This window comes from Faecalibacterium sp. OF03-6AC (genome assembly GCF_003478175.1).
In the GTDB taxonomy this organism is placed as follows: Bacteria; Bacillota; Clostridia; order Oscillospirales; family Ruminococcaceae; genus Faecalibacterium; species Faecalibacterium taiwanense.
In genome coordinates, this window is the sequence record NZ_QUEN01000001.1 from 293,457 (window position 1) to 310,620 (window position 17,164).

A 17,164-nucleotide genomic window follows, 5' to 3' on the forward strand; every position below is an offset into this window, starting at 1 on the left:
CACGAAAATCCTCTCAAAAAAAGTGTGATTCTCTACCTTTTAGCCTGCAGCTGTGGTACACTTGGACCGACAAACTTTTCCACACAAGAGAGGAAGCCTGTATGAAAATTTTAGCTGTTGATTACGGCGACAGCCGCACCGGCCTTGCCACCTGTGACCGCACCGAGTTCCTTACAACGGCCATCACCCCGCAGATCACCCTGAAAGCCCGCAACAAGGTGGCGGCACGGGTGTGCGAAGTGGCCAAGGAGATCGGAGCCGAGCTGATCGTGATCGGCCTGCCGCTGAACATGGATGGTACCGAGGGCGAACGCGCCATCAAGAGCCGCAAGCTGGCAAAGACGGTCGAGATCTGGAGCGGCCTGCCGGTACGCATGTGGGACGAGCGCCAGACCACCTGCGCCGCTGCCGACCTGCTGGACGAGAGCGGCACCTTTGGCACAAAGCGCAAGGAGATTCTGGATTCGGTCAGCGCTACCGTCATTCTGGACGATTATCTTGCATGGCGGAAGGAACATCCGGGGGAGATATAAGAAAAAGGACACCTGACGGTGTCCTTTTTCTTATTCGTACTGCGTAATGCTCACGCTGTTGATGGTGATGTCCTCACTGGGCTTCTGGTTTTCGTCCACGGCGGTCTGGCCGATGGCATCCACCACGTCCATGCCCTCATACACCTGCCCCAGCACGGTATCAGTGTAGTCAAGATAAGGCGCGCCGCCGGCGGTCTGATAGGCCGAAACCACCTCCGCGCGGTAGCCCGCGCTGTTCATCTGGTCCACAAGCTCCTGCGTCACCGACTGGTCTCCCGGCAGCGTCTGCATCACGTAAAAAACGCTGGCGCACTCGCCGGAAGCATCGGTGCCCATACACAGCGCGCCAGAGTAGTGGTGCAGGCTGTCGGTGGTCTCAGCCGGGTAGCGGCTGCCGTTCCAGATGGTGCTGCCCCTGCCGTCGGCCCCCTGTCCGGCTTCCACCACAAAGCCGCTCTCCACGCGGGAGAAGGTCAGGCCGTTGTAGTAGCCTGCCTGCACAAGGCCCGCAAAGTTATCATAGGCCTGCGGGGCCTTGTCCGGGAAAAGCACCGCCTTGAACACGCCTGCCGAGGTATCGAACACCGCAATGGTGTCCCCCGCCGCAGGGTGGGCAAACTGCAGCTCTGCCGATCCCACTGCCGGGCGGTCGATTTTCTGGGCTGTACTGCCGCCGCTGCCTTTGCCAAAGTGCAGAAAGCTCCCGGCACTGCAGCCCGTCAGCACCAGCGCCGCTGCCAGCACAAACGCCGCCCATCTTTTTTTATGCATCATTTCCGCCCACGCTCCATACTCTATAGTAACCTGCACGGCACACCGTGCACAGAAGATTCAGAGGATAGTATATCATATTCTGCTGCAGAGTGCGAGAGCAAATGCGTGAAAATTTGCTGCACAATTTCTGTGCGAAAAAGCATCTTGACGAGCAGGCAAAAAAACGCTACACTATATGCAGGCCAAGCGGGCGGCACACAAACAGCCCGTTTTATGACACGATACAGGAGACAATATCTATGTCTGACGAAATCAAGAACCCTAACACCGAAGAAGATCAGCCCGACCTGATGACCCTGGAGGATGAGGACGGCAACGAGATCACATTTGAGGTGATCGATGCGCTGGACTACAAGGGTGTGCATTATCTGGCTGCTGTGGAATACGCCGAGACCGAAGAGGAAGCTGAGAATGCTCAGCTGGTCATTCTGAGCGTTGGCGAGGATGATGAAGGCGAATATCTGGATGTCGTGGACGACGACGAGCTGCTGCTGGAGCTGGGCAAGCTGTTTGAAGAGCGCCTGAGCGACGAGTACGACATCGAAGAATAATTCCAGACAAATTACCCGGCAAAACTTCCTGCCCGGCTCGATTTGTTGCGGTTTATATGATCCTACTAATCATTCAACGGGAGCCCGGAGTTCTCCGGCGGATTGCAGACCTCCCCGCCATGGGTCGACCATGGAGGTTCGATGAGGAAGCGCGAATCCGGCGACAGGGCACCCACCTGTCCGTAAGGGTAGGTTTGATTGACCGCAGACGACCGGGCGGGATCTTTTTATAGCAATCCATCCACCGCTGTCCTCTGCAAAAACAGAGACAGTGTGTGGATTTTTTTATTTTCCTGAATATGGAAAGGATGTGCATTGCGGCATGAAGTCAGAACATCTGGTTGGCACCTCCATCCCCCGTTTCACCTTTGATACCCCCACCACACCGGGCAATGATTTTTACAAGCTGTGCGAAGGGGAGCACCCTCTTGTCATGATCTTCCTGCCTGCCTTTGACCACCCTGTCACCCAGGAATACCTGACCCGCTACCTGCAAACCCTGCCCAGACTGCGCGGCGTGCGGCTGGCCTGCGTGGTGCGTTCCTCGCCCCGCATGGTGGCAAAGGCCACGCAGGGGGCCGAGTTTCCCTTCACCCTCATCTGCGACGCGCCGGGGGTGCTGTACGGCTACCTTGGCGTAGAACAGGCCCGCGGCATCCTGAGCTGGAGCTTTGCGGCCCAGCGCATCTACAAAGCGGCCAAAGAGCAGGGCTACCGCTACAACAGCAATGCTCCGCAGCAGCTGCCGCTGACGCTGGTGGTGGGCCACATGGGTAAGATCCTGTTTACCCACTCCGGCCGCAGCCAGACCGACCTGCCGGAGGACTGCGCCGCCATCCGTGAGATCACCCGCGAGGTGGTGCGCACCATGGCCGAGGACCAGCGGCGTGCACACCCCCACTGCTCCGACGAGACGCTTACTCTGCCGGATCTGGTAGGCTGGGATGATCTTGACGGAAGCAGTCATTGAGTCAACAAGCAAAAGCACCTGCAATTGGTTTTGCAAGTGCTTTTGTTTTTGCATGATTTTTCAGCTTTCAGAGGAACTATCGTCCGTAAAAAGCCCCGGGATGCCGCACAGGGCTGCGATGCCCACCAGCGTGAACACAATGCGCGACCAGATGGATGCGCTGCCGCCCAGCAGCCAGCCCACAAAATCGAACTGGAACAGCCCCACAAGGCCCCAGTTGATGCCGCCCACGATCAACAGGATCAGGCAGATTTTATAAAAGGTCTGCACAAAAAAGACCTCCTTCCCTTGCGGGCAGTATGCCCCGTGGAAAGGAGATCTATGCATTTTTATCGGCTCACCCGTGCGCCGCCGCGGTCAGGCTGCGCCACGTACACCTGCTTCCAGCGCCGCTTTGCGGCCTGTGCAGCAGCCCGTGCGGCCCCTTCGTCCCGGAATACGCCGAACACCGCCGCACCGCTGCCGGTCATCAGGGCGGTGACAGCACCATGCTCCCGCAGCAGGGTCTTGATGGCCCCGGTATCCTTTGCCCCACTGCACTCTTCCAGCGCATTGCCGGCAGCGGCACAAAGGGCATCCAGATCTCCGGCACGGATAGCGGCTTCCTGCGCTCCGCAGTCCGGGTGGATGCTGCTGCCCACCTTATCGTAAGCTGCAAAGGCTTCCGGGGTGGAAACGCCGTAGTCCGGCATCACCACCGTGAACCAGCACTCCGGCACCGGCGGCAGCGCCTTGAGAAAATCGCCCACACCCTGCACCCGGCAGGTGCCGCCCATCAGGGCAAAGGGCACGTCCGCACCGATCTTTGCGCCCAGTGCACACAGCTCACTCATGGAAAGGTGCGCACCGTACAGCTCGTTCATGCCCACCAGCACAGCGGCGGCATCGGCGCTGCCGCCTGCCATACCTGCCCGCACCGGGGTATTCTTATAGATGGTGATGTCCACCCCCGCCAGAAGGCCGGTGTAGTCAAAAAAGGCCAGCGCTGCCTTGATGGCAGTGTTTTTGTTGTTGGGGGCCACCAGACTGCCCGGCAGCCGCAAGTCCAGATAGGGACTGCGGCGCAGCACCACCCGCTCGTAGAGGGTGATAGCCTGCATGGTCATGTCCAGATCATGGTAGCCGCCCGGCAGAAGGCCCACCACATCCAGCGCCAGATTGAGCTTTGCGGGGGCCAGAACGGTCACGCAGTTGAACCTTGCCATTTGTTCCTCCTCAGATTCCGTGATAGATGCCGTTTTCCTGCAGGAATTCCCGGATGCGCCGGAGCGCTTCCTTCAGATGCTCCACGCTGTAGGCGTAGGAAATGCGGGCGTAGCCTTCGCCGGAAGCGCCAAAGGCGTCGCCGGGGATGATGGCCACATGCTTCTGTTCCAGCAGCTTCGTGCAGAAATCCTGACTGCTCATGCCCGTGCTCTTGATGCAGGGGAAGGCGTAGAACGCACCGCGCGGCTCAAAGCAGGTCAGGCCCATATCGTTAAAGGCCTTCACCACAAGGCGGCGGCGCATATTGTACTCGTCGCGCATGCGGTCGATCTCGCCGTCGCACTCCTTCAGGGCAGTGATGGCGGCGTACTGGCTGGTGGTGGGGGCACTCATGATAGCGCTCTGGTGGATCTTGGTCATGATCCGGATGATGGGTGCCGGGCCGCAGGCATAGCCCAGACGCCAGCCGGTCATGGCGTAGGTCTTGGAGAAGCCGTTCACCACGATGGTGCGCTCTGCCATGCCGGGCAGGGTAGCAATGGACACATGGGGCCGCAGGCCGTAGTTCAGCTCGGCGTAGATCTCATCCGAGAGCACCATGATGTTGGTGCCGCGCAGCACCTTGGCAACGGCTTCCAGATCCTCGCGCTCCATCACCGCGCCGGTGGGGTTGTTGGGGAAGGGCATGATGAGCAGCTTGGTGCGGGGGGTGATGGCAGCCTTCAGGGCATCGGCACGCAGGCGGAATTCGTCCTCCTGACGGCAGGCCACATGAACCGGTACACCGCCGGACAGGGTGGTGATGGGCTCGTAGCACACAAAGCAGGGCTCCGGGATGATGACCTCGTCCCCGGGCTGCACCAGCGTGCGGATGCACATATCAATGGCTTCGCTGCCGCCCACCGTGATGAGCACCTCGTGCAGCGGGTCGTAGTGCAGGCCCATGCGGCGCTCCAGATACTTTGCCACCTCGGCGCGCAGCTCCTTCAGGCCTGCGTTGGAGGTGTAGCGGGTGCGGCCATGCTCCAGACTCTCAATGCCGGCTTCGCGCACGGCCCATGGCGTTTTAAAGTCCGGCTCGCCTACGCCCAGACTGATGCACTCGGGCATTTCGGCAGCCAGATCGAAAAATTTGCGGATGCCGGAGGGGCGCATGGCCTCAGCGGCAGGCGCGATCAGCTTATCGTAGTCCATCACAGCACCGTGCACTCTCTTTCATCGATTTCTTCGTCCTGATACAGGCGGCCCTCCTTTTTATAGGTGCGCAGCACAAAGTGGGTGGCGGTGGACAGCACATCGTCCAGCGGGGACAGGCGCTTTGCCACGAACAGGGCGATCTCCTGGAAGGTCTGGCCCTTGATCACCAGCTGCAGGTCGTAGCCGCCGCTCATCAGCAGCACGCTCTCCACCTCGTCAAAGGCGGCAATGGTGGCTGCGATCTCGTCAAAGCCGCGGCTCTTCTTGGGGCTGACGTTCAGCTCGATGACGGCCTCCACACGGTTCACACCGGCCTTTTCCCAGTCCACAAGGGTCTTGTAGCCCTTGATGATGCCCTGCGCCCGGGCCAGATCGATCATGGCCGCCACCTCGGCGGGGGATTTATTCAGCATCGTGGCGATATCCTCAATGGGCAGCCGCGCATTGTCTTCCAGGATCTTCAAAAGCTGTTCCATAGTATTTTGCTCCTTCTCAGCCCGTAACCGGGAAATAAATTATTTATAAGTATAGCACAAGCTGTAAAAGATTGCACCCAATTTTTGGGATAGAATGTCTTTTTCCCTTCGTGTCTGTTCTTTTTTACAAAAAGTGTGTTCAAATTTTGCCAAATCTGCTATACTGGAATGGTAAGAGTGTGCCGGAACGCTTGCGGCACCGTTCATCAAAAGGAAAACGAGGGTGGAAACGATGAAAGCATTCATTACCGTCATTGGTCACGATACCGTGGGCGTTGTTGCCAAGGTCGCCGGTCTGTGCACCGAACTGAACATCAATATCGAGGACGTGACCCAGAGCATCCTGCAGGGCATGTTCGCCATGATCATGCTAGTGGATATCAGCAACTGCAATGTGAGCCACGAAGAGCTGCACAAGCGCACCGACGCACTGGCTGCCGAGATGGGCATGCAGATCAATGTTACCCGTCAGGAAGTTTTTGATGCCATGCACACCATCTGATGGAGGGAGTACACAGCTATGAGTATGTTTAATACCGGTGACATCCTCGAGACCATCGAGATGTTCACTCAGGACAATCTGGACGTGCGCACCGTCACCATGGGCATCAGCCTGCTGGACTGCATCGACCCGGACCCGAAGAAGGCGTGCGAGAACATCTATAACAAGATCACCACCAAGGCCGCAAACCTTGTGCCCACGGTGGAGCATATCAGTGCCGAGTACGGTATTCCCATCATCAACAAACGCATCAGTGTCACACCCATCGCCATGCTGCTGGGTGCCTGCCCGGATGCCGACCCTGTGGAGTTTGCAAAAACTCTGGATGCCGCCGGTAAAAAGGTGGGTGTAAACTTTGTGGGCGGCTACAGTGCTCTGGTGCACAAGGGCTTTTCTGCCGGTGACCGCCGCCTGATCGAGTCCATTCCCCGCGCACTGGCCGAGACCGACATCGTGTGCAGCTCGGTGAACATCGGTGCCACCAAGGCAGGACTGAATATGGATGCTGTCAAGCTCATGGGCGAGGCCGTCAAGAAGGCCAGTGAGCTGACGGCTGATCGTCAGTGCATCGGTGCCGCAAAGCTGGTGGTGTTCTGCAACGCACCGGAGGACAACCCCTTCATGGCCGGTGCATTCCACGGCCCCGGCGAGCCGGACTGTGAGATCCACGTGGGCGTTTCCGGCCCCGGCGCTGTGCGCGCTGCACTGGCCCGCCTGCCCAAGGATGCCCCCATCGACGAGGTGGCAGAGCTGGTCAAGCGCACCGCCTTCAAGATCACCCGCGTGGGCCAGCTGGTGGCCAATCTGGCTTCTCAGGCACTGGGTGTGCCCGCCGGCATCATCGATCTTTCGCTGGCACCTACCCCCGCCATCGGCGACAGTGTGGCCAACATTCTGGAAGAGATGGGCCTTGAGACCTGCGGCTGCTGCGGCACCACCGCCTGCCTCGCCCTGCTGAACGATGCCGTGAAAAAGGGCGGCGTGATGGCCTCCAACCATGTGGGCGGTCTGTCCGGTGCCTTCATCCCGGTCAGCGAGGATGCCGGCATGATCCACGCCGCCGAGACCGGATGCCTGACCATTGAAAAGCTGGAAGCCATGACCGCCGTCTGCTCGGTGGGCATCGATATGGTCATCATCCCGGGCGACACCACCCCGGCTGTCATCAGCGCCCTGATCGCCGACGAAGCTGCCATTGGCATGGTGAACAGCAAGACCACCGCCGTGCGCGTGATCCCTGCCATTGGCCGCAAGGCTGGCGAGGTGCTGGACTTTGGCGGTCTGCTGGGCTATGGCCCCATCATGGCCGTGAACCAGCACGACCCGTCCGTGTTCATCAACCGCGGCGGCCGCCTGCCTGCCCCCATGCAGTCGCTGAAGAACTAAGAGAATAAATCCACTCCAACAGGCCCATCCTCTGGATAACATTTCCAGAAGAAGGGTCTGTTTTTATGTTATCCAGAATGCTTACACGCGCTCAGATGGCTCTGCTCTGCCTTGGCCTGTTTCTCGCCCTTGCTCTGTGTGGCGCATGGCAGGCATTTGCATGGGGCCGCACCCAGCTGGACACCGGGGCGCTGGTGTGCGCCGACACCCTGCGCCTGCACATCCGGGCTGAGAGCGATTCCATTGCCAGCCAGAGCGCAAAGCTCCATGTGCGGGATGCCGTGCTTGCCTATCTGGACACCGCCTGCCCGGCACAGAGCAAACCGGAAGCGATCGCCTGGGCGGCACAGCATCTATTTGAGCTGCAGCTCACAGCCCGGCACGCGCTGGCACAGCTGGGTATCCGCACGCCGGTGCGGGTGCAGCTGGTGAACATGTACTTCGACACCCGGCGCTACGCTTCGGGCACTCTTCCCGCCGGGCGGTACGACGCTTTGCGCATCGATCTCGGTGCCGGAAAAGGCCGCAACTGGTGGTGCGTGCTCTACCCGGGCCTGTGCCGCTCTGCCTGCGGCAGTTACGCCCAGCCTGCCGAAAACGACCTGGTCTGCGGGGAGTACATCCTGCGCTTCAAAGTGGTGGAGTGGGTGCAGCAGCGCACCGCCCGCCGGGAGGACGTGGTGCTGCTTGGGTAACGCCCGGCGCTTTCGCCGCATAGCATAGGGCGAAAGGAGCGTGTGATCATTATGGCGATCCCTGCTTATTATTCCCTGCTCCAGCGCGGCTCCTCCGGGCCGGACGTAGCTCTTGTGCAGACCTGGCTCAACGGTGTGCGCGACGCCTGCACATGGTACAGCGAGCTGAAGGCCGATGGAAAATTCGGCATTTCCACCGAGAACGCCGTGAAGGAATTCCAGCTGAAAAACAAGATGAATGTGGACGGCAAGGTGGGCGCGAACACATGGAACGTGCTCTACACCCGCTACACGGCCAAGCACGGCCTGCATGTGCCCTACCCCGGCATTGCCCTGCGCAGCGGCTCTTCCGGCGGCACGGTGCGTCTGGTGCAGCAGAAGCTCAACTCTCTGGGTGAGCGGCTGACCGCCGACGGCAGGTTCGGCGCGGCAACGGCAGCGGCTGTGCAGCGGTTCCAGCGCCGCAACGGCCTTACCGCCGACGGCGTGGTCGGCGAAGGAACATGGGAGAAGATGTTCTAGTGTGAACAGCCTTGCCCTCTCAGTCTCGCTTTGCTCGACAGCTTACACCCCTTTTTGTCACCTGCGGTGACATCTTTCCCCGGCACGGGGAAAGTCTATCAAAGGGAGAGCCCTTGGCAAAACCAGAAACTTTGCGTGGACTGCCAAAGCCTCTCACTTTGGGAGAGGTGGCATTGCGCAAGCAATGACGGAGAGGGCGAGCCGCCTTACCTCGTCTGCAGGATTTTCCGTCCTGCAGACGCTTTTGTTTTCCTTGCCCCCACCCCCGCCCTGCTGTATAATAAAGAAAACTCTGAAAAGGCGGTGTTTCCGTTTGCGTTTTCTGCATCTTTCCGACCTGCATCTGGGCAAGCGGGTGTGCGAGTTCTCCATGCTGGACGACCAGCGGTACATTCTGGAACAGATCCTTTCCCTGCTGGATAAAACGCCCGTGGACGGTGTGCTGCTGGCGGGCGACCTCTACGATAAGCCCGTTCCCCCTGCCGAAGCCGTGCGCCTGCTGGACTGGTTTTTGACCCAGCTGGCCGAACGCAGGCTGCCGGTGTTCGCCATCAGCGGCAACCACGACTCCGCCGACCGCATTGCCTTCGGCTCTGCCCTGCTGCAAAACAGCCGGGTGTACGTCAGCCCGGTGTTCTCCGGTGCGCCGGTGCCCATCCCCCTCACCGACGAATACGGCACGCTGGATGTGTACCTTCTGCCCTTCCTCAAGCCCGCCATGGTGCGGCATGTCTGGCCGGACGAGCCTGTGGAGAGCTACAACGATGCCCTTGCCTGCGTGCTGCGCCACTGCCCGCCGGACCCGGCCCACCGCAGCGTGCTGGTGGCCCATCAGTTCGTGGCCGGTGCTGCCTGCTGCGAGAGCGAGGAAGTCTCGGTGGGCGGTGTGGACAGCGTGGATGCCAGCCTGTTCGATGCCTTTGACTACGTGGCGCTGGGCCACCTGCACAGCCCCCAGAAGGTGGGCCGCGATGCCGTGCGCTATTGCGGCACCCCGCTGAAATACTCCTTTTCGGAAGCAAACCAGCACAAGAGCGCCACCTTTGTGGAGTTCGGTCTCAAGGGCGAAGTTTCCATCACCACCGCGCCGCTTACCCCGAAGCACGACCTGCGGGAAGTGCGCGGCAGCTACATGGAGCTGACCGACCGCCGCAATTACGACGGCACTGCGGTGGACGACTACCTGCACATCACCCTGACCGATGAGCAGGACGTGCCGGACGCACTGGCCCGCCTGCGGGTGATCTACCCCAACCTGATGCGGTTGGACTACGATAACCTCCGCACCCGGGAAGATCAGGAGATCACCGCACCGGAGCGCGCCGAGAGCATCACCCCGCTGGAGCACTTCTCGGCGTTCTACCAGCTGCAGAACAATCAGCCGCTGACGGCGGAGCAGGCGGCATTCTGCCAGCAGCTCATTGAGGAGATCTGGAAGGAGGGCGAGGACGCATGAGACCGCTGAAGCTCACTCTTTCGGCCTTTGGCCCCTATGCCGCCGAGACGGTTCTGGAACTGGCAAAGCTGGGCAGGGGCGGCTTATACCTTGTCACCGGCGACACCGGCGCAGGCAAGACCACCCTGTTCGATGCCATTACATATGCGCTGTACGATCATTCCAGCGGCGGCGTGCGCGAGGGCGCCATGCTGCGCTGCAAATATGCCGGCCCTAAAACGCCCACCTTTGTGGAGCTGGAATTTGAGGTGAACGGCCAGCGCTATACCGTGCGCCGCAACCCGGAGTACCAGCGCCCCAAAAACCGCGGCGAGGGCATGACCACCGAGAAAGCGGATGCCACCCTCACCTATTCCGATGGCCGTCCGCCGGTGACCAAAGCCAAGGATGTGACTGCCGCCGTGCAGGAGATCATCGGGCTGGACTACAGCCAGTTCTGCCAGATCGCCATGATCGCACAGGGTCAGTTCACAAAGCTGCTCAACGCTTCCACCGAGGAGCGCAGCCGCATTTTCCGCAAGCTGTTCCGCACCCAGCGCTATGCCCGGCTGCAAGAGCGCCTGCAGGCCGAAAGCGCCGCCCTCAGCCAGCAGCGCACCACCCAGAATGCAAAGCTGGACAGTCTGCTCTCCGGCATCCGGTTTTCTCCCGACGACCCGGATGCCGATGCCCTTGCCGCACTGAACGCCCAGACCGAGCCGGAAACGGCCCTTGCCCTGCTGGAAGGTCTGCTGGCCCGCCAGCAGGCCGCGCAGGAGACCGTTGCTGCTGCCCTCAAGGACACCGAAGCCAAGCTGGACGAAGTACAACGTCAGCTGGGTGCCGCCCAGCAGGCCCGACAGCTGGCCGCACAGCTGGCCGCAAAGCAGGCAGAGCTTACCGCTGCCCTGCCTGTGCTGGAAGCTGCCCGTGCCGAGAGCGCCCGCCACGCAGGCGATGCCGCCCAGCTGGATGTTCTTGCCGGCCAGGTGACGCAGGCACAGACGGCCCTTGCCGCCTACAATGAGCTGGATGCCCTGTGCCATCAGCAGCAGGCCGCGCGGGATGCTGCCCAGCTGGCCGCTGCCAAGGCCAAAGCGAAACGCACCCAGCTGGCCGCACTGGACACAGCGCTGGCCGCTGCTGAAAAGGAGCTGACCGCGCTGGAAGATGCTCCCACCCGGCTGCTGGCCTTGCAGAACCGGGAAAAGGAGCTGGCCCAGCGCAGCACCGCCCTTACCACCCTGAACCAGCGGCTTGCCGCCTGCCAGCAGCAGGCACAAAAGGCCCACCGTGCGCAGGATGCCTACCGCACTGCCTCCGAAGCCAAGGAGCAGGCCCATGCCCGGCGGGATGCGCTGGACAAAGCCTTTCTGGACGCACAGGCCGGACTGCTGGCGCAGGCGCTGGCCGAGGGTGCGCCCTGCCCCGTGTGCGGCAGCGTCCACCACCCGGCAAAGGCCCAACTGCCCCACACAGCCCCCACGCAGGCGCAGGTGGATGCCGCCAAGCAGGAAGCCGAAAAGGCCGATGCACTGGCCCAGACTGCCAGCACTGCCGCACAGAGCGCCCTTGCCGCAGCCGACGAAGCCCGCCGCTCCCTGCGCCGGGATGCTGAGAGCCTATTGCCAGAGCGCTTCACCTCCCCGGATGGGACGGTACAGCTGACCTTCAAGGGGATGAACACTGTCCTGACGGAAGAAGCCTGTGCCCTGCACGCAGCACAGGCCGAGTGTGTCGCCGCGCTTCGGCAGGCCGAAGCAGACTGCGCCCGCCGCACCGCATTGGAGGCCGACCGTCAGGCAAAAAGCCGCCAGCGCCCGGCACTGGAACAGGCCGCCGCTGAAGCTGACAGCACCGCCGCCGCGCAGAATGCCAGCGCCGATGCGCTGGAACAGCAGGCCGCTGCCGCTCGTGCAGCCCTGCCCTATCCGCAGCGGGCCGAGGCACAGGCCGCGCTGGATGCATTGGAAGCCAGTCGCACCGCCCTGCGCACCGGCATGGAGCGGGCGCAGGCCGTCCTCAAGCGGGCGGAGCAGGCCTATGCCGCTGCCAAAGCCGCTGTGGATGCCCTGCAGACCCAGCAAGCCACTGCCGAAACCGCCGGGCCTGCCCAGCCGCTGGAATTTTTACAGGCAGAACAGGCCCGCCTTGCCGCTGCCCGGAGCGCTCTGCGCGAGCAGGCCCAGCAGCTGGCCGCACAGCGGCTGCCCAACCGTGCAGCCGCTGAAAAATACCGCACCGCTGCCGAAGCGCGCACTCAGCTTGAACAGCGCTGGCAGTGGGTGAGTGCCCTTGCCGCCACGGCGGGCGGCACCTTGACCAGCAAACAGAAGATCAAATTGGAAGCCTACATCCAGATGAACTATCTGGACCGCATCCTGCGCCACGCCAACACCCGCCTGATGCAGATGACCGCCGGGCAGTACGAGCTGGAGCGCATTGGTGCCGAGAACCAGCGCAGCCAGTCCGGCTTGGACCTTGGCATCATCGACCACTACAACGGCACCCGCCGCAGCGTCAAGACCCTTTCCGGCGGCGAAAGCTTCAAGGCATCGCTGGCGCTGGCACTGGGCCTTTCGGACGAAGTACAGAGCGCGGCAGGCGGCATCCGTCTGGACACGCTCTTCCTCGATGAGGGCTTCGGCAGTCTGGATGACGAATCGCTGGAACAGGCCATGCGCGTACTTGCAGGGCTGACCGAGGGCGACCGGCTGGTGGGCATCATCTCCCACGTAGGCGCTCTGAAAGACCGCATCGACCGACAGGTGGTGGTGCGCAAAGCCCGCACCGGCGGTTCTACCGTAGAATTGATCGTGTGAAACACCGCAGGCCTCGACACAGGACACTCCGGCAAGATGCGCGATGCCATGTCTGAAGTGCAGGCTGCAATTAAAATCGACAACGAAACTTGACGGGAAGTGCGAGGGCTGCACCACGCTGGTGGTCTGGCAAGCGCAGGCGGGACAGAGTGTCCGGTGCCAAGGCCCCTTTATAAGTTGCGTCTTTTCGGGGCATCCTATGGGCGGAGGTGATTTTCCAATGAGCTTGACGCCCTTTATCCGCCACGAGCTGGAACACCAGCCCGGCATTGCCGCCGCACCGGAAAACAGCTGCACCCGCTGCAGCCCGCCGCTAGGCAGGGAGCCGGATATCCTGCTGCCAGGCGACCCCGCTGCCCCCGGCACACAGGTGCCGCCGCACATTGAAACGCCGGGCCAGACCCCGCACCCGGACACAAACAGCGCCCCGCAGGGTGTGCCCATGACCAACGGCACCCCGGCCGCCTGTTACCAGAAGAACGCCCGGGAATTTTTGGCTGGGGATGTGCAGACCAGCGTGATGGCCCACTATGCACCCGGACTGTTCAGCACAGACCAGCACACCCATTCCTGCCATCCGGCCCCGGACGAGGATACTTCTCAGGTGCTGAGCCTTGTGGACTGGCGTGAGGATGCACCTTACGGCTAACAAAAATTTTTCAAATTATTTTTGCTCTACCTGTTGAAATCTGCGTCCGCTTCCCTTATTATGGTAGCAAACAAAGATAAAGGCAGGTTTTGCATCATGGCAGAGATCAAATATGAAGTTGTTCAGCGCATTGCAGTGCTCTCGGAGCGCCCCCGCGGCTGGGAGCGTCAGCTGAACCTCATCAGCTGGAACGACGGCGAACCCAAGTACGACATCCGCGACTGGTCCCCGGACGGCACCCGCATGGGCAAGGGCATTTCCCTGAGCCACGATGAAATGGCCATCCTCAAGGGCCTTCTGGACGATCTGGAGCTGTAAGCATGGGCGGCCGCGAAGAGTTTTTGCAGATCTGGCAGCAGCACATCACCCGCCCCGGCAGCGAAAAGCTGCTGGACTGGCTGGACCATAAGACCGATTTCTTCACGGCACCGGCCTCCACCCGGTTCCACGGTGCGTGTGAGGGCGGGCTGTGTATGCACAGCCTGAACGTCTACCATGCGCTGCACGACACCTTTTTTGCCGAGGGCGACAGCGAGGAGACCTTTGCCATCTGTGCACTGCTGCACGATCTGTGCAAGGCCAACTACTACAAGCCCGGCACCCGCAACGTGAAAAACGAAGCCACCGGCCAGTGGGAAAAGGTGCCCAGCTACAGCGTGGAGGATCTGTTCCCCTACGGCCACGGCGAAAAGAGCGTGTTCCTCATTGAGCGGTTCATGAAGCTGCACATCGAGGAAGCCGTTGCCATCCGCTGGCACATGGGCGGCTTTGACGATGCGGCCCGGGGCGGCTGCTTTGCCATCTCGGAAGCCTACGACAAGTATCCCCTTGCCGTCAAGCTGCACATCGCTGATCTGGAAGCCACCTATCTGATGGAGCACCGCACCAGCGCTGTGCGCTGAAAAAACAAAAATACCCGGACAGGCACAGCAGTGTGATACTGCAGCCTGTTCGGGCTTTGTTTTGTTTAATTTTTGCGCTCGGCCTTGTTCTGGTACATTTTTTCATCTGCCTGACGGATGGCCTCGGTGAGCGGATGCACACCGCACACACCGCCAACACTGGCCGAAAGCTCCAGCTCCGGGTAGCCTTCCACTCTGGCACTGGCCGCAGCCTCCCGCACGCGCTGTATCACATGTTCCCCGGGCCGGATGTGCGGCACCAGCAGCAGGAATTCATCGCCGCCATAGCGCACCAGCACATCGGTCTGGCGCAGGTTGCTCAGGATGGACTGTGCCACGCTCTGCAGGGCCTTATCGCCCACCAGATGGCCGAACCGGTCGTTGACCTCCTTGAAGTGATCCACGTCGATCATCACTACGCCTTCCACCTGTTCGCTCTCCGCAAGGAAGCACTCGAAGTACTGGCGGGAGTATGCCCCGGTCAGTGAATCCACAAAGGCGCTGCGGTCAAAGTTGGAGCCACGGTCCAGCAGCATCCGGCGGCCACCCATATCCAGCCAGCGTCCGTCCGAAAGCTTGGACACCATTTCCAGCACGCAGCCGCGTCCGCCCACTTCCACATACTTTGCCATGACAAAATAAGCCTGCTCGTCCTTGAACTCGATCTTGTTCAGAGATTCCTTGCGGGCAAGGGCCTTACTGGAAATGCAGTTTTCGCACCGGCCCGATTTGTTCCACACCATGTGGCAGGTGCCGGGCATCTCGGTCAGCCGGCCATCCTTGCCCAAGCTCAGCACCTTGGTGTTTTCCGGGTCCACCAGACGCACAATGTCAAAAAAGCCCTTCAGGCATTCCAGCAGTGCTTCCGGCTGGTCGCTGTTCACATTGCCCAGCATCAGCTCCTGCAGGCGGGCATGGTCATCTGTGATCTGGCCCACCACGCTTACGCAGTGGCGCACACCGGCGCGGCTCCACATGGTGTGCATCACCAGCCGGTGCAGCCGGTATTCCTGATCCACCGCGATCAGCACCGGGAATGCGGCATCCGGCTCTTCCGGCGTTGCGGCTGCAATGGCATCCAGCAGCTTGCGGCGGTCCTTGCCGGAGAGGAATGTCAGGCCCATGCCCTTATCAAAGTCCAGCTTCTGGGTTCGGTTGACCGGGTCCTCGTAGCGGTTCACCACGGTCACGCTGCCGCTGAGGATATCGTAATCGAACTGGATACCGCCGCGCTGCTCGGCATAAAAAGCGGTGCGCTCCCGTTCCAGATCCAGCAGACGCTGGGCACGATCCTCACGGGGCAGAGCTTCGCGGTGCAGGATCTCCTCCGAAAGGCGGCGGGTCTCGTGGCGGAAACCGCGGTCATACTCCGAGCGCTGCAGCTCTGTGCGCAGCAGCTCCGAGGATTCTTTCAGGCACTCCATCATCAGCGGATTGAAGCTGCCGCACTCGCCGTGCAGGATCATGTCAACGGCCTTTTCGTGGCTGTAGGCCTGCTTATAGCAGCGCTCGCTGGTCAGTGCGTCGTACACATCGGCCAGTGCCACCACCTGTGCTGCAATGGGGATCTCGTCGCCCTTGAGCCTGTCCGGGTAGCCGCCGCCGTCCCACCGCTCGTGATGCCAGCGGCAGATAGCGTGTGCCACCTTTACCAGCGGTTCGTCCTGCCCGATGGCAAGCCCCTTCAGGATCCTGGAACCCTCGGTGGTGTGGGTCTTGATGGTGGCGTACTCTTCCTCGGTCAGGCGGCCGGGCTTGTTCAGGATCTCTTCCGGGATCATGATTTTGCCGATATCGTGCAGCGCCGACGCTGTGCTGATCAGCGAGATATCACTCTCATCCAGCTGGTAACGGTCAGTCTTCTGCACCAGCTGATGCAGGAGCAGGTCGGTCAGGGTGCGGATGTGCAGCACATGCTGGCCGCTCTCGCTGTTGCGGAACTCCACCACATGGCTCAGAATGTTAATCATCAGCACACTGTTGTGCTCTTTTTCGTACACCTGATCGGTCACAAGGCGGGTAAGGCGCTTCTGCTTTGCGTAAAGCATGAGCGCATTCTTCACCCGGCGCAGCACCATGACCCGCTCGAACGGGCGGCGGATGTAATCGGCCACGCCCATATCATAGGCGCGCTCGACGCTTCGGGTGTCCTCTGCCGCGCTGATCACAATGACCGGGATTTCCTCCTGCCATGCATAGCACTGCATCACCCGCAGCACATCAAAGCCGTCCATTTCCGGCATGATCAGGTCCAGCAGCACCAGCGCGATATCGGTGCGTCTGCGCAGAATTTCGATCGCGCGCAGGCCGTTCTCGGCTTCCAGATATTCGTAGCCCTCACCCAAAATCTCCTTGAGCATGGCGCGGTTGATCTCCGAGTCATCCACGATCAGTATTTTCTGTTTTGGTTCCATCTTAACCGCTCCTCGCTCCTGTACTTCCGGCCGCAGGGTCTTCCGTTTCCTACCGGACCACAAAAAAGCTGCTGCAACAGCTTTGCGCTTTGCAGCAGCTTTTCATTTCACTCATATCTGCTTTTTGCAG

At 61.0% G+C, this 17,164-nt stretch carries 18 protein-coding genes and 1 other RNA gene; 13 read left to right on the forward strand and 6 right to left on the reverse strand.

Features of this window, described 5'->3' with window-relative positions; translation table 11 throughout:
* The first annotated feature begins 101 nt into the window (after window positions 1-101).
* Entirely contained in the window at window positions 102-533 is a 432-nt protein-coding gene (gene ruvX / locus DXA66_RS01315) for a Holliday junction resolvase RuvX (protein ID WP_118526332.1), read from the forward strand.
* A gap of 30 nt (window positions 534-563) precedes the next feature.
* Here the strand turns inward: ruvX and DXA66_RS01320 are convergent, their stop codons facing one another.
* Window positions 564-1,307 (reverse strand): peptidylprolyl isomerase, encoded by a 744-nt coding sequence (locus tag DXA66_RS01320; protein ID WP_243089008.1) that lies wholly within the window; start codon window positions 1,305-1,307, stop codon window positions 564-566.
* Between the two features lie 239 nt (window positions 1,308-1,546).
* Between DXA66_RS01320 and DXA66_RS01325 the strand changes: the two genes are divergently transcribed.
* The 3 genes from DXA66_RS01325 to DXA66_RS01335 all read left to right on the forward strand — a co-directional run bounded on the left by DXA66_RS01325 (window position 1,547) and on the right by DXA66_RS01335 (window position 2,828).
* Window positions 1,547-1,858 (forward strand): DUF1292 domain-containing protein, encoded by a 312-nt coding sequence (locus DXA66_RS01325; protein WP_097776541.1) that lies wholly within the window; start codon window positions 1,547-1,549, stop codon window positions 1,856-1,858.
* A gap of 22 nt (window positions 1,859-1,880) precedes the next feature.
* A non-coding RNA gene (gene ssrS, locus DXA66_RS01330) (6S RNA) lies at window positions 1,881-2,085 on the forward strand.
* A 95-nt stretch (window positions 2,086-2,180) separates the two neighbouring features.
* Window positions 2,181-2,828, forward strand: a complete 648-nt coding sequence (locus DXA66_RS01335; RefSeq protein WP_118526334.1) for an AhpC/TSA family protein — start codon at window positions 2,181-2,183, stop codon at window positions 2,826-2,828.
* 60 nt (window positions 2,829-2,888) lie between these two features.
* On the opposite strand, the gene DXA66_RS01340 is transcribed toward DXA66_RS01335, so the two are convergent.
* Genes DXA66_RS01340 through DXA66_RS01355 form a run of 4 tightly spaced genes read right to left on the reverse strand, consistent with a single transcriptional unit; the run spans window position 2,889 to window position 5,707 of the window.
* A complete protein-coding gene (locus DXA66_RS01340) occupies window positions 2,889-3,098 on the reverse strand; it encodes a DUF378 domain-containing protein (protein ID WP_242959126.1) in 210 nt (69 codons plus the stop codon).
* A gap of 59 nt (window positions 3,099-3,157) precedes the next feature.
* On the reverse strand, window positions 3,158-4,033 hold the full coding sequence (gene ispE / locus DXA66_RS01345; protein WP_097776538.1) for a 4-(cytidine 5'-diphospho)-2-C-methyl-D-erythritol kinase: 876 nt from the start codon (window positions 4,031-4,033) through the stop codon (window positions 3,158-3,160).
* Between the two features lie 10 nt (window positions 4,034-4,043).
* Window positions 4,044-5,228 (reverse strand): pyridoxal phosphate-dependent aminotransferase, encoded by a 1,185-nt coding sequence (locus DXA66_RS01350; protein ID WP_118526336.1) that lies wholly within the window; start codon window positions 5,226-5,228, stop codon window positions 4,044-4,046.
* The gene (locus tag DXA66_RS01355) at window positions 5,228-5,707 is read right to left on the reverse strand and encodes an Lrp/AsnC family transcriptional regulator (RefSeq protein ID WP_005935606.1); all 480 of its coding nucleotides are present in this window, start codon (window positions 5,705-5,707) and stop codon (window positions 5,228-5,230) included. The genes DXA66_RS01350 and DXA66_RS01355 overlap by 1 nt, the downstream gene beginning before the upstream one ends.
* A gap of 232 nt (window positions 5,708-5,939) precedes the next feature.
* On the opposite strand from DXA66_RS01355, the gene DXA66_RS01365 reads away from it, so the two are divergent.
* The 9 genes from DXA66_RS01365 (at window position 5,940) to DXA66_RS01405 (ending at window position 14,620) form a co-directional block, all read left to right on the forward strand.
* Window positions 5,940-6,209, forward strand: a complete 270-nt coding sequence (locus DXA66_RS01365) for an ACT domain-containing protein (RefSeq protein ID WP_005944416.1) — start codon at window positions 5,940-5,942, stop codon at window positions 6,207-6,209.
* A 24-nt stretch (window positions 6,210-6,233) separates the two neighbouring features.
* Window positions 6,234-7,595, forward strand: a complete 1,362-nt coding sequence (locus DXA66_RS01370) for a PFL family protein (protein WP_044954086.1) — start codon at window positions 6,234-6,236, stop codon at window positions 7,593-7,595.
* A 65-nt stretch (window positions 7,596-7,660) separates the two neighbouring features.
* The gene (locus DXA66_RS01375; RefSeq protein WP_243089009.1) at window positions 7,661-8,290 is read left to right on the forward strand and encodes a stage II sporulation protein R; all 630 of its coding nucleotides are present in this window, start codon (window positions 7,661-7,663) and stop codon (window positions 8,288-8,290) included.
* A gap of 51 nt (window positions 8,291-8,341) precedes the next feature.
* A complete protein-coding gene (locus DXA66_RS01380) occupies window positions 8,342-8,812 on the forward strand; it encodes a peptidoglycan-binding protein (RefSeq protein WP_118526340.1) in 471 nt (156 codons plus the stop codon).
* Between the two features lie 313 nt (window positions 8,813-9,125).
* On the forward strand, window positions 9,126-10,268 hold the full coding sequence (locus tag DXA66_RS01385; RefSeq protein ID WP_118526342.1) for an exonuclease SbcCD subunit D: 1,143 nt from the start codon (window positions 9,126-9,128) through the stop codon (window positions 10,266-10,268).
* Window positions 10,265-13,069, forward strand: coding sequence for an AAA family ATPase (locus DXA66_RS01390; RefSeq protein ID WP_118526344.1), 2,805 nt, complete (start codon window positions 10,265-10,267; stop codon window positions 13,067-13,069). The genes DXA66_RS01385 and DXA66_RS01390 overlap by 4 nt, the downstream gene beginning before the upstream one ends.
* Before the next feature lie 220 nt (window positions 13,070-13,289).
* Window positions 13,290-13,718 carry a hypothetical protein gene (locus DXA66_RS01395; protein WP_243089010.1) on the forward strand — a complete coding sequence of 143 codons (429 nt, stop codon included), beginning with the start codon at window positions 13,290-13,292 and terminating at the stop codon, window positions 13,716-13,718.
* Window positions 13,719-13,814: 96 nt separating this feature from the next.
* Window positions 13,815-14,036 (forward strand): YdbC family protein, encoded by a 222-nt coding sequence (locus DXA66_RS01400; protein ID WP_044954026.1) that lies wholly within the window; start codon window positions 13,815-13,817, stop codon window positions 14,034-14,036.
* Between the two features lie 2 nt (window positions 14,037-14,038).
* Complete coding sequence (locus DXA66_RS01405) at window positions 14,039-14,620, forward strand: hydrolase (protein WP_097776530.1); 582 nt, start codon at window positions 14,039-14,041, stop codon at window positions 14,618-14,620.
* Window positions 14,621-14,685: 65 nt separating this feature from the next.
* On the opposite strand, the gene DXA66_RS01410 is transcribed toward DXA66_RS01405, so the two are convergent.
* Window positions 14,686-17,034 carry a diguanylate cyclase gene (locus tag DXA66_RS01410; protein WP_118526348.1) on the reverse strand — a complete coding sequence of 783 codons (2,349 nt, stop codon included), beginning with the start codon at window positions 17,032-17,034 and terminating at the stop codon, window positions 14,686-14,688.
* Between the last annotated feature and the right edge of the window lie 130 nt (window positions 17,035-17,164).

Coding starts and splice junctions, on each gene's coding strand:
- DXA66_RS01390 (WP_118526344.1), top strand. CDS start 10,265: ATGAGACCGCTGAAGCTCACTCTTTCGGCCTTTGGCCCCTATGCCGCC.
- DXA66_RS01395 (WP_243089010.1), top strand. CDS start 13,290: ATGAGCTTGACGCCCTTTATCCGCCACGAGCTGGAACACCAGCCCGGC.
- DXA66_RS01365 (WP_005944416.1), top strand. CDS start 5,940: ATGAAAGCATTCATTACCGTCATTGGTCACGATACCGTGGGCGTTGTT.
- DXA66_RS01335 (WP_118526334.1), top strand. CDS start 2,181: ATGAAGTCAGAACATCTGGTTGGCACCTCCATCCCCCGTTTCACCTTT.
- DXA66_RS01400 (WP_044954026.1), top strand. CDS start 13,815: ATGGCAGAGATCAAATATGAAGTTGTTCAGCGCATTGCAGTGCTCTCG.
- DXA66_RS01405 (WP_097776530.1), top strand. CDS start 14,039: ATGGGCGGCCGCGAAGAGTTTTTGCAGATCTGGCAGCAGCACATCACC.
- DXA66_RS01355 (WP_005935606.1), bottom strand. CDS start 5,707: ATGGAACAGCTTTTGAAGATCCTGGAAGACAATGCGCGGCTGCCCATT.
- DXA66_RS01370 (WP_044954086.1), top strand. CDS start 6,234: ATGTTTAATACCGGTGACATCCTCGAGACCATCGAGATGTTCACTCAG.
- DXA66_RS01325 (WP_097776541.1), top strand. CDS start 1,547: ATGTCTGACGAAATCAAGAACCCTAACACCGAAGAAGATCAGCCCGAC.
- DXA66_RS01375 (WP_243089009.1), top strand. CDS start 7,661: ATGTTATCCAGAATGCTTACACGCGCTCAGATGGCTCTGCTCTGCCTT.
- DXA66_RS01320 (WP_243089008.1), bottom strand. CDS start 1,307: ATGATGCATAAAAAAAGATGGGCGGCGTTTGTGCTGGCAGCGGCGCTG.
- ispE (WP_097776538.1), bottom strand. CDS start 4,033: ATGGCAAGGTTCAACTGCGTGACCGTTCTGGCCCCCGCAAAGCTCAAT.
- ruvX (WP_118526332.1), top strand. CDS start 102: ATGAAAATTTTAGCTGTTGATTACGGCGACAGCCGCACCGGCCTTGCC.
- DXA66_RS01350 (WP_118526336.1), bottom strand. CDS start 5,228: ATGGACTACGATAAGCTGATCGCGCCTGCCGCTGAGGCCATGCGCCCC.
- DXA66_RS01410 (WP_118526348.1), bottom strand. CDS start 17,034: ATGGAACCAAAACAGAAAATACTGATCGTGGATGACTCGGAGATCAAC.
- DXA66_RS01380 (WP_118526340.1), top strand. CDS start 8,342: ATGGCGATCCCTGCTTATTATTCCCTGCTCCAGCGCGGCTCCTCCGGG.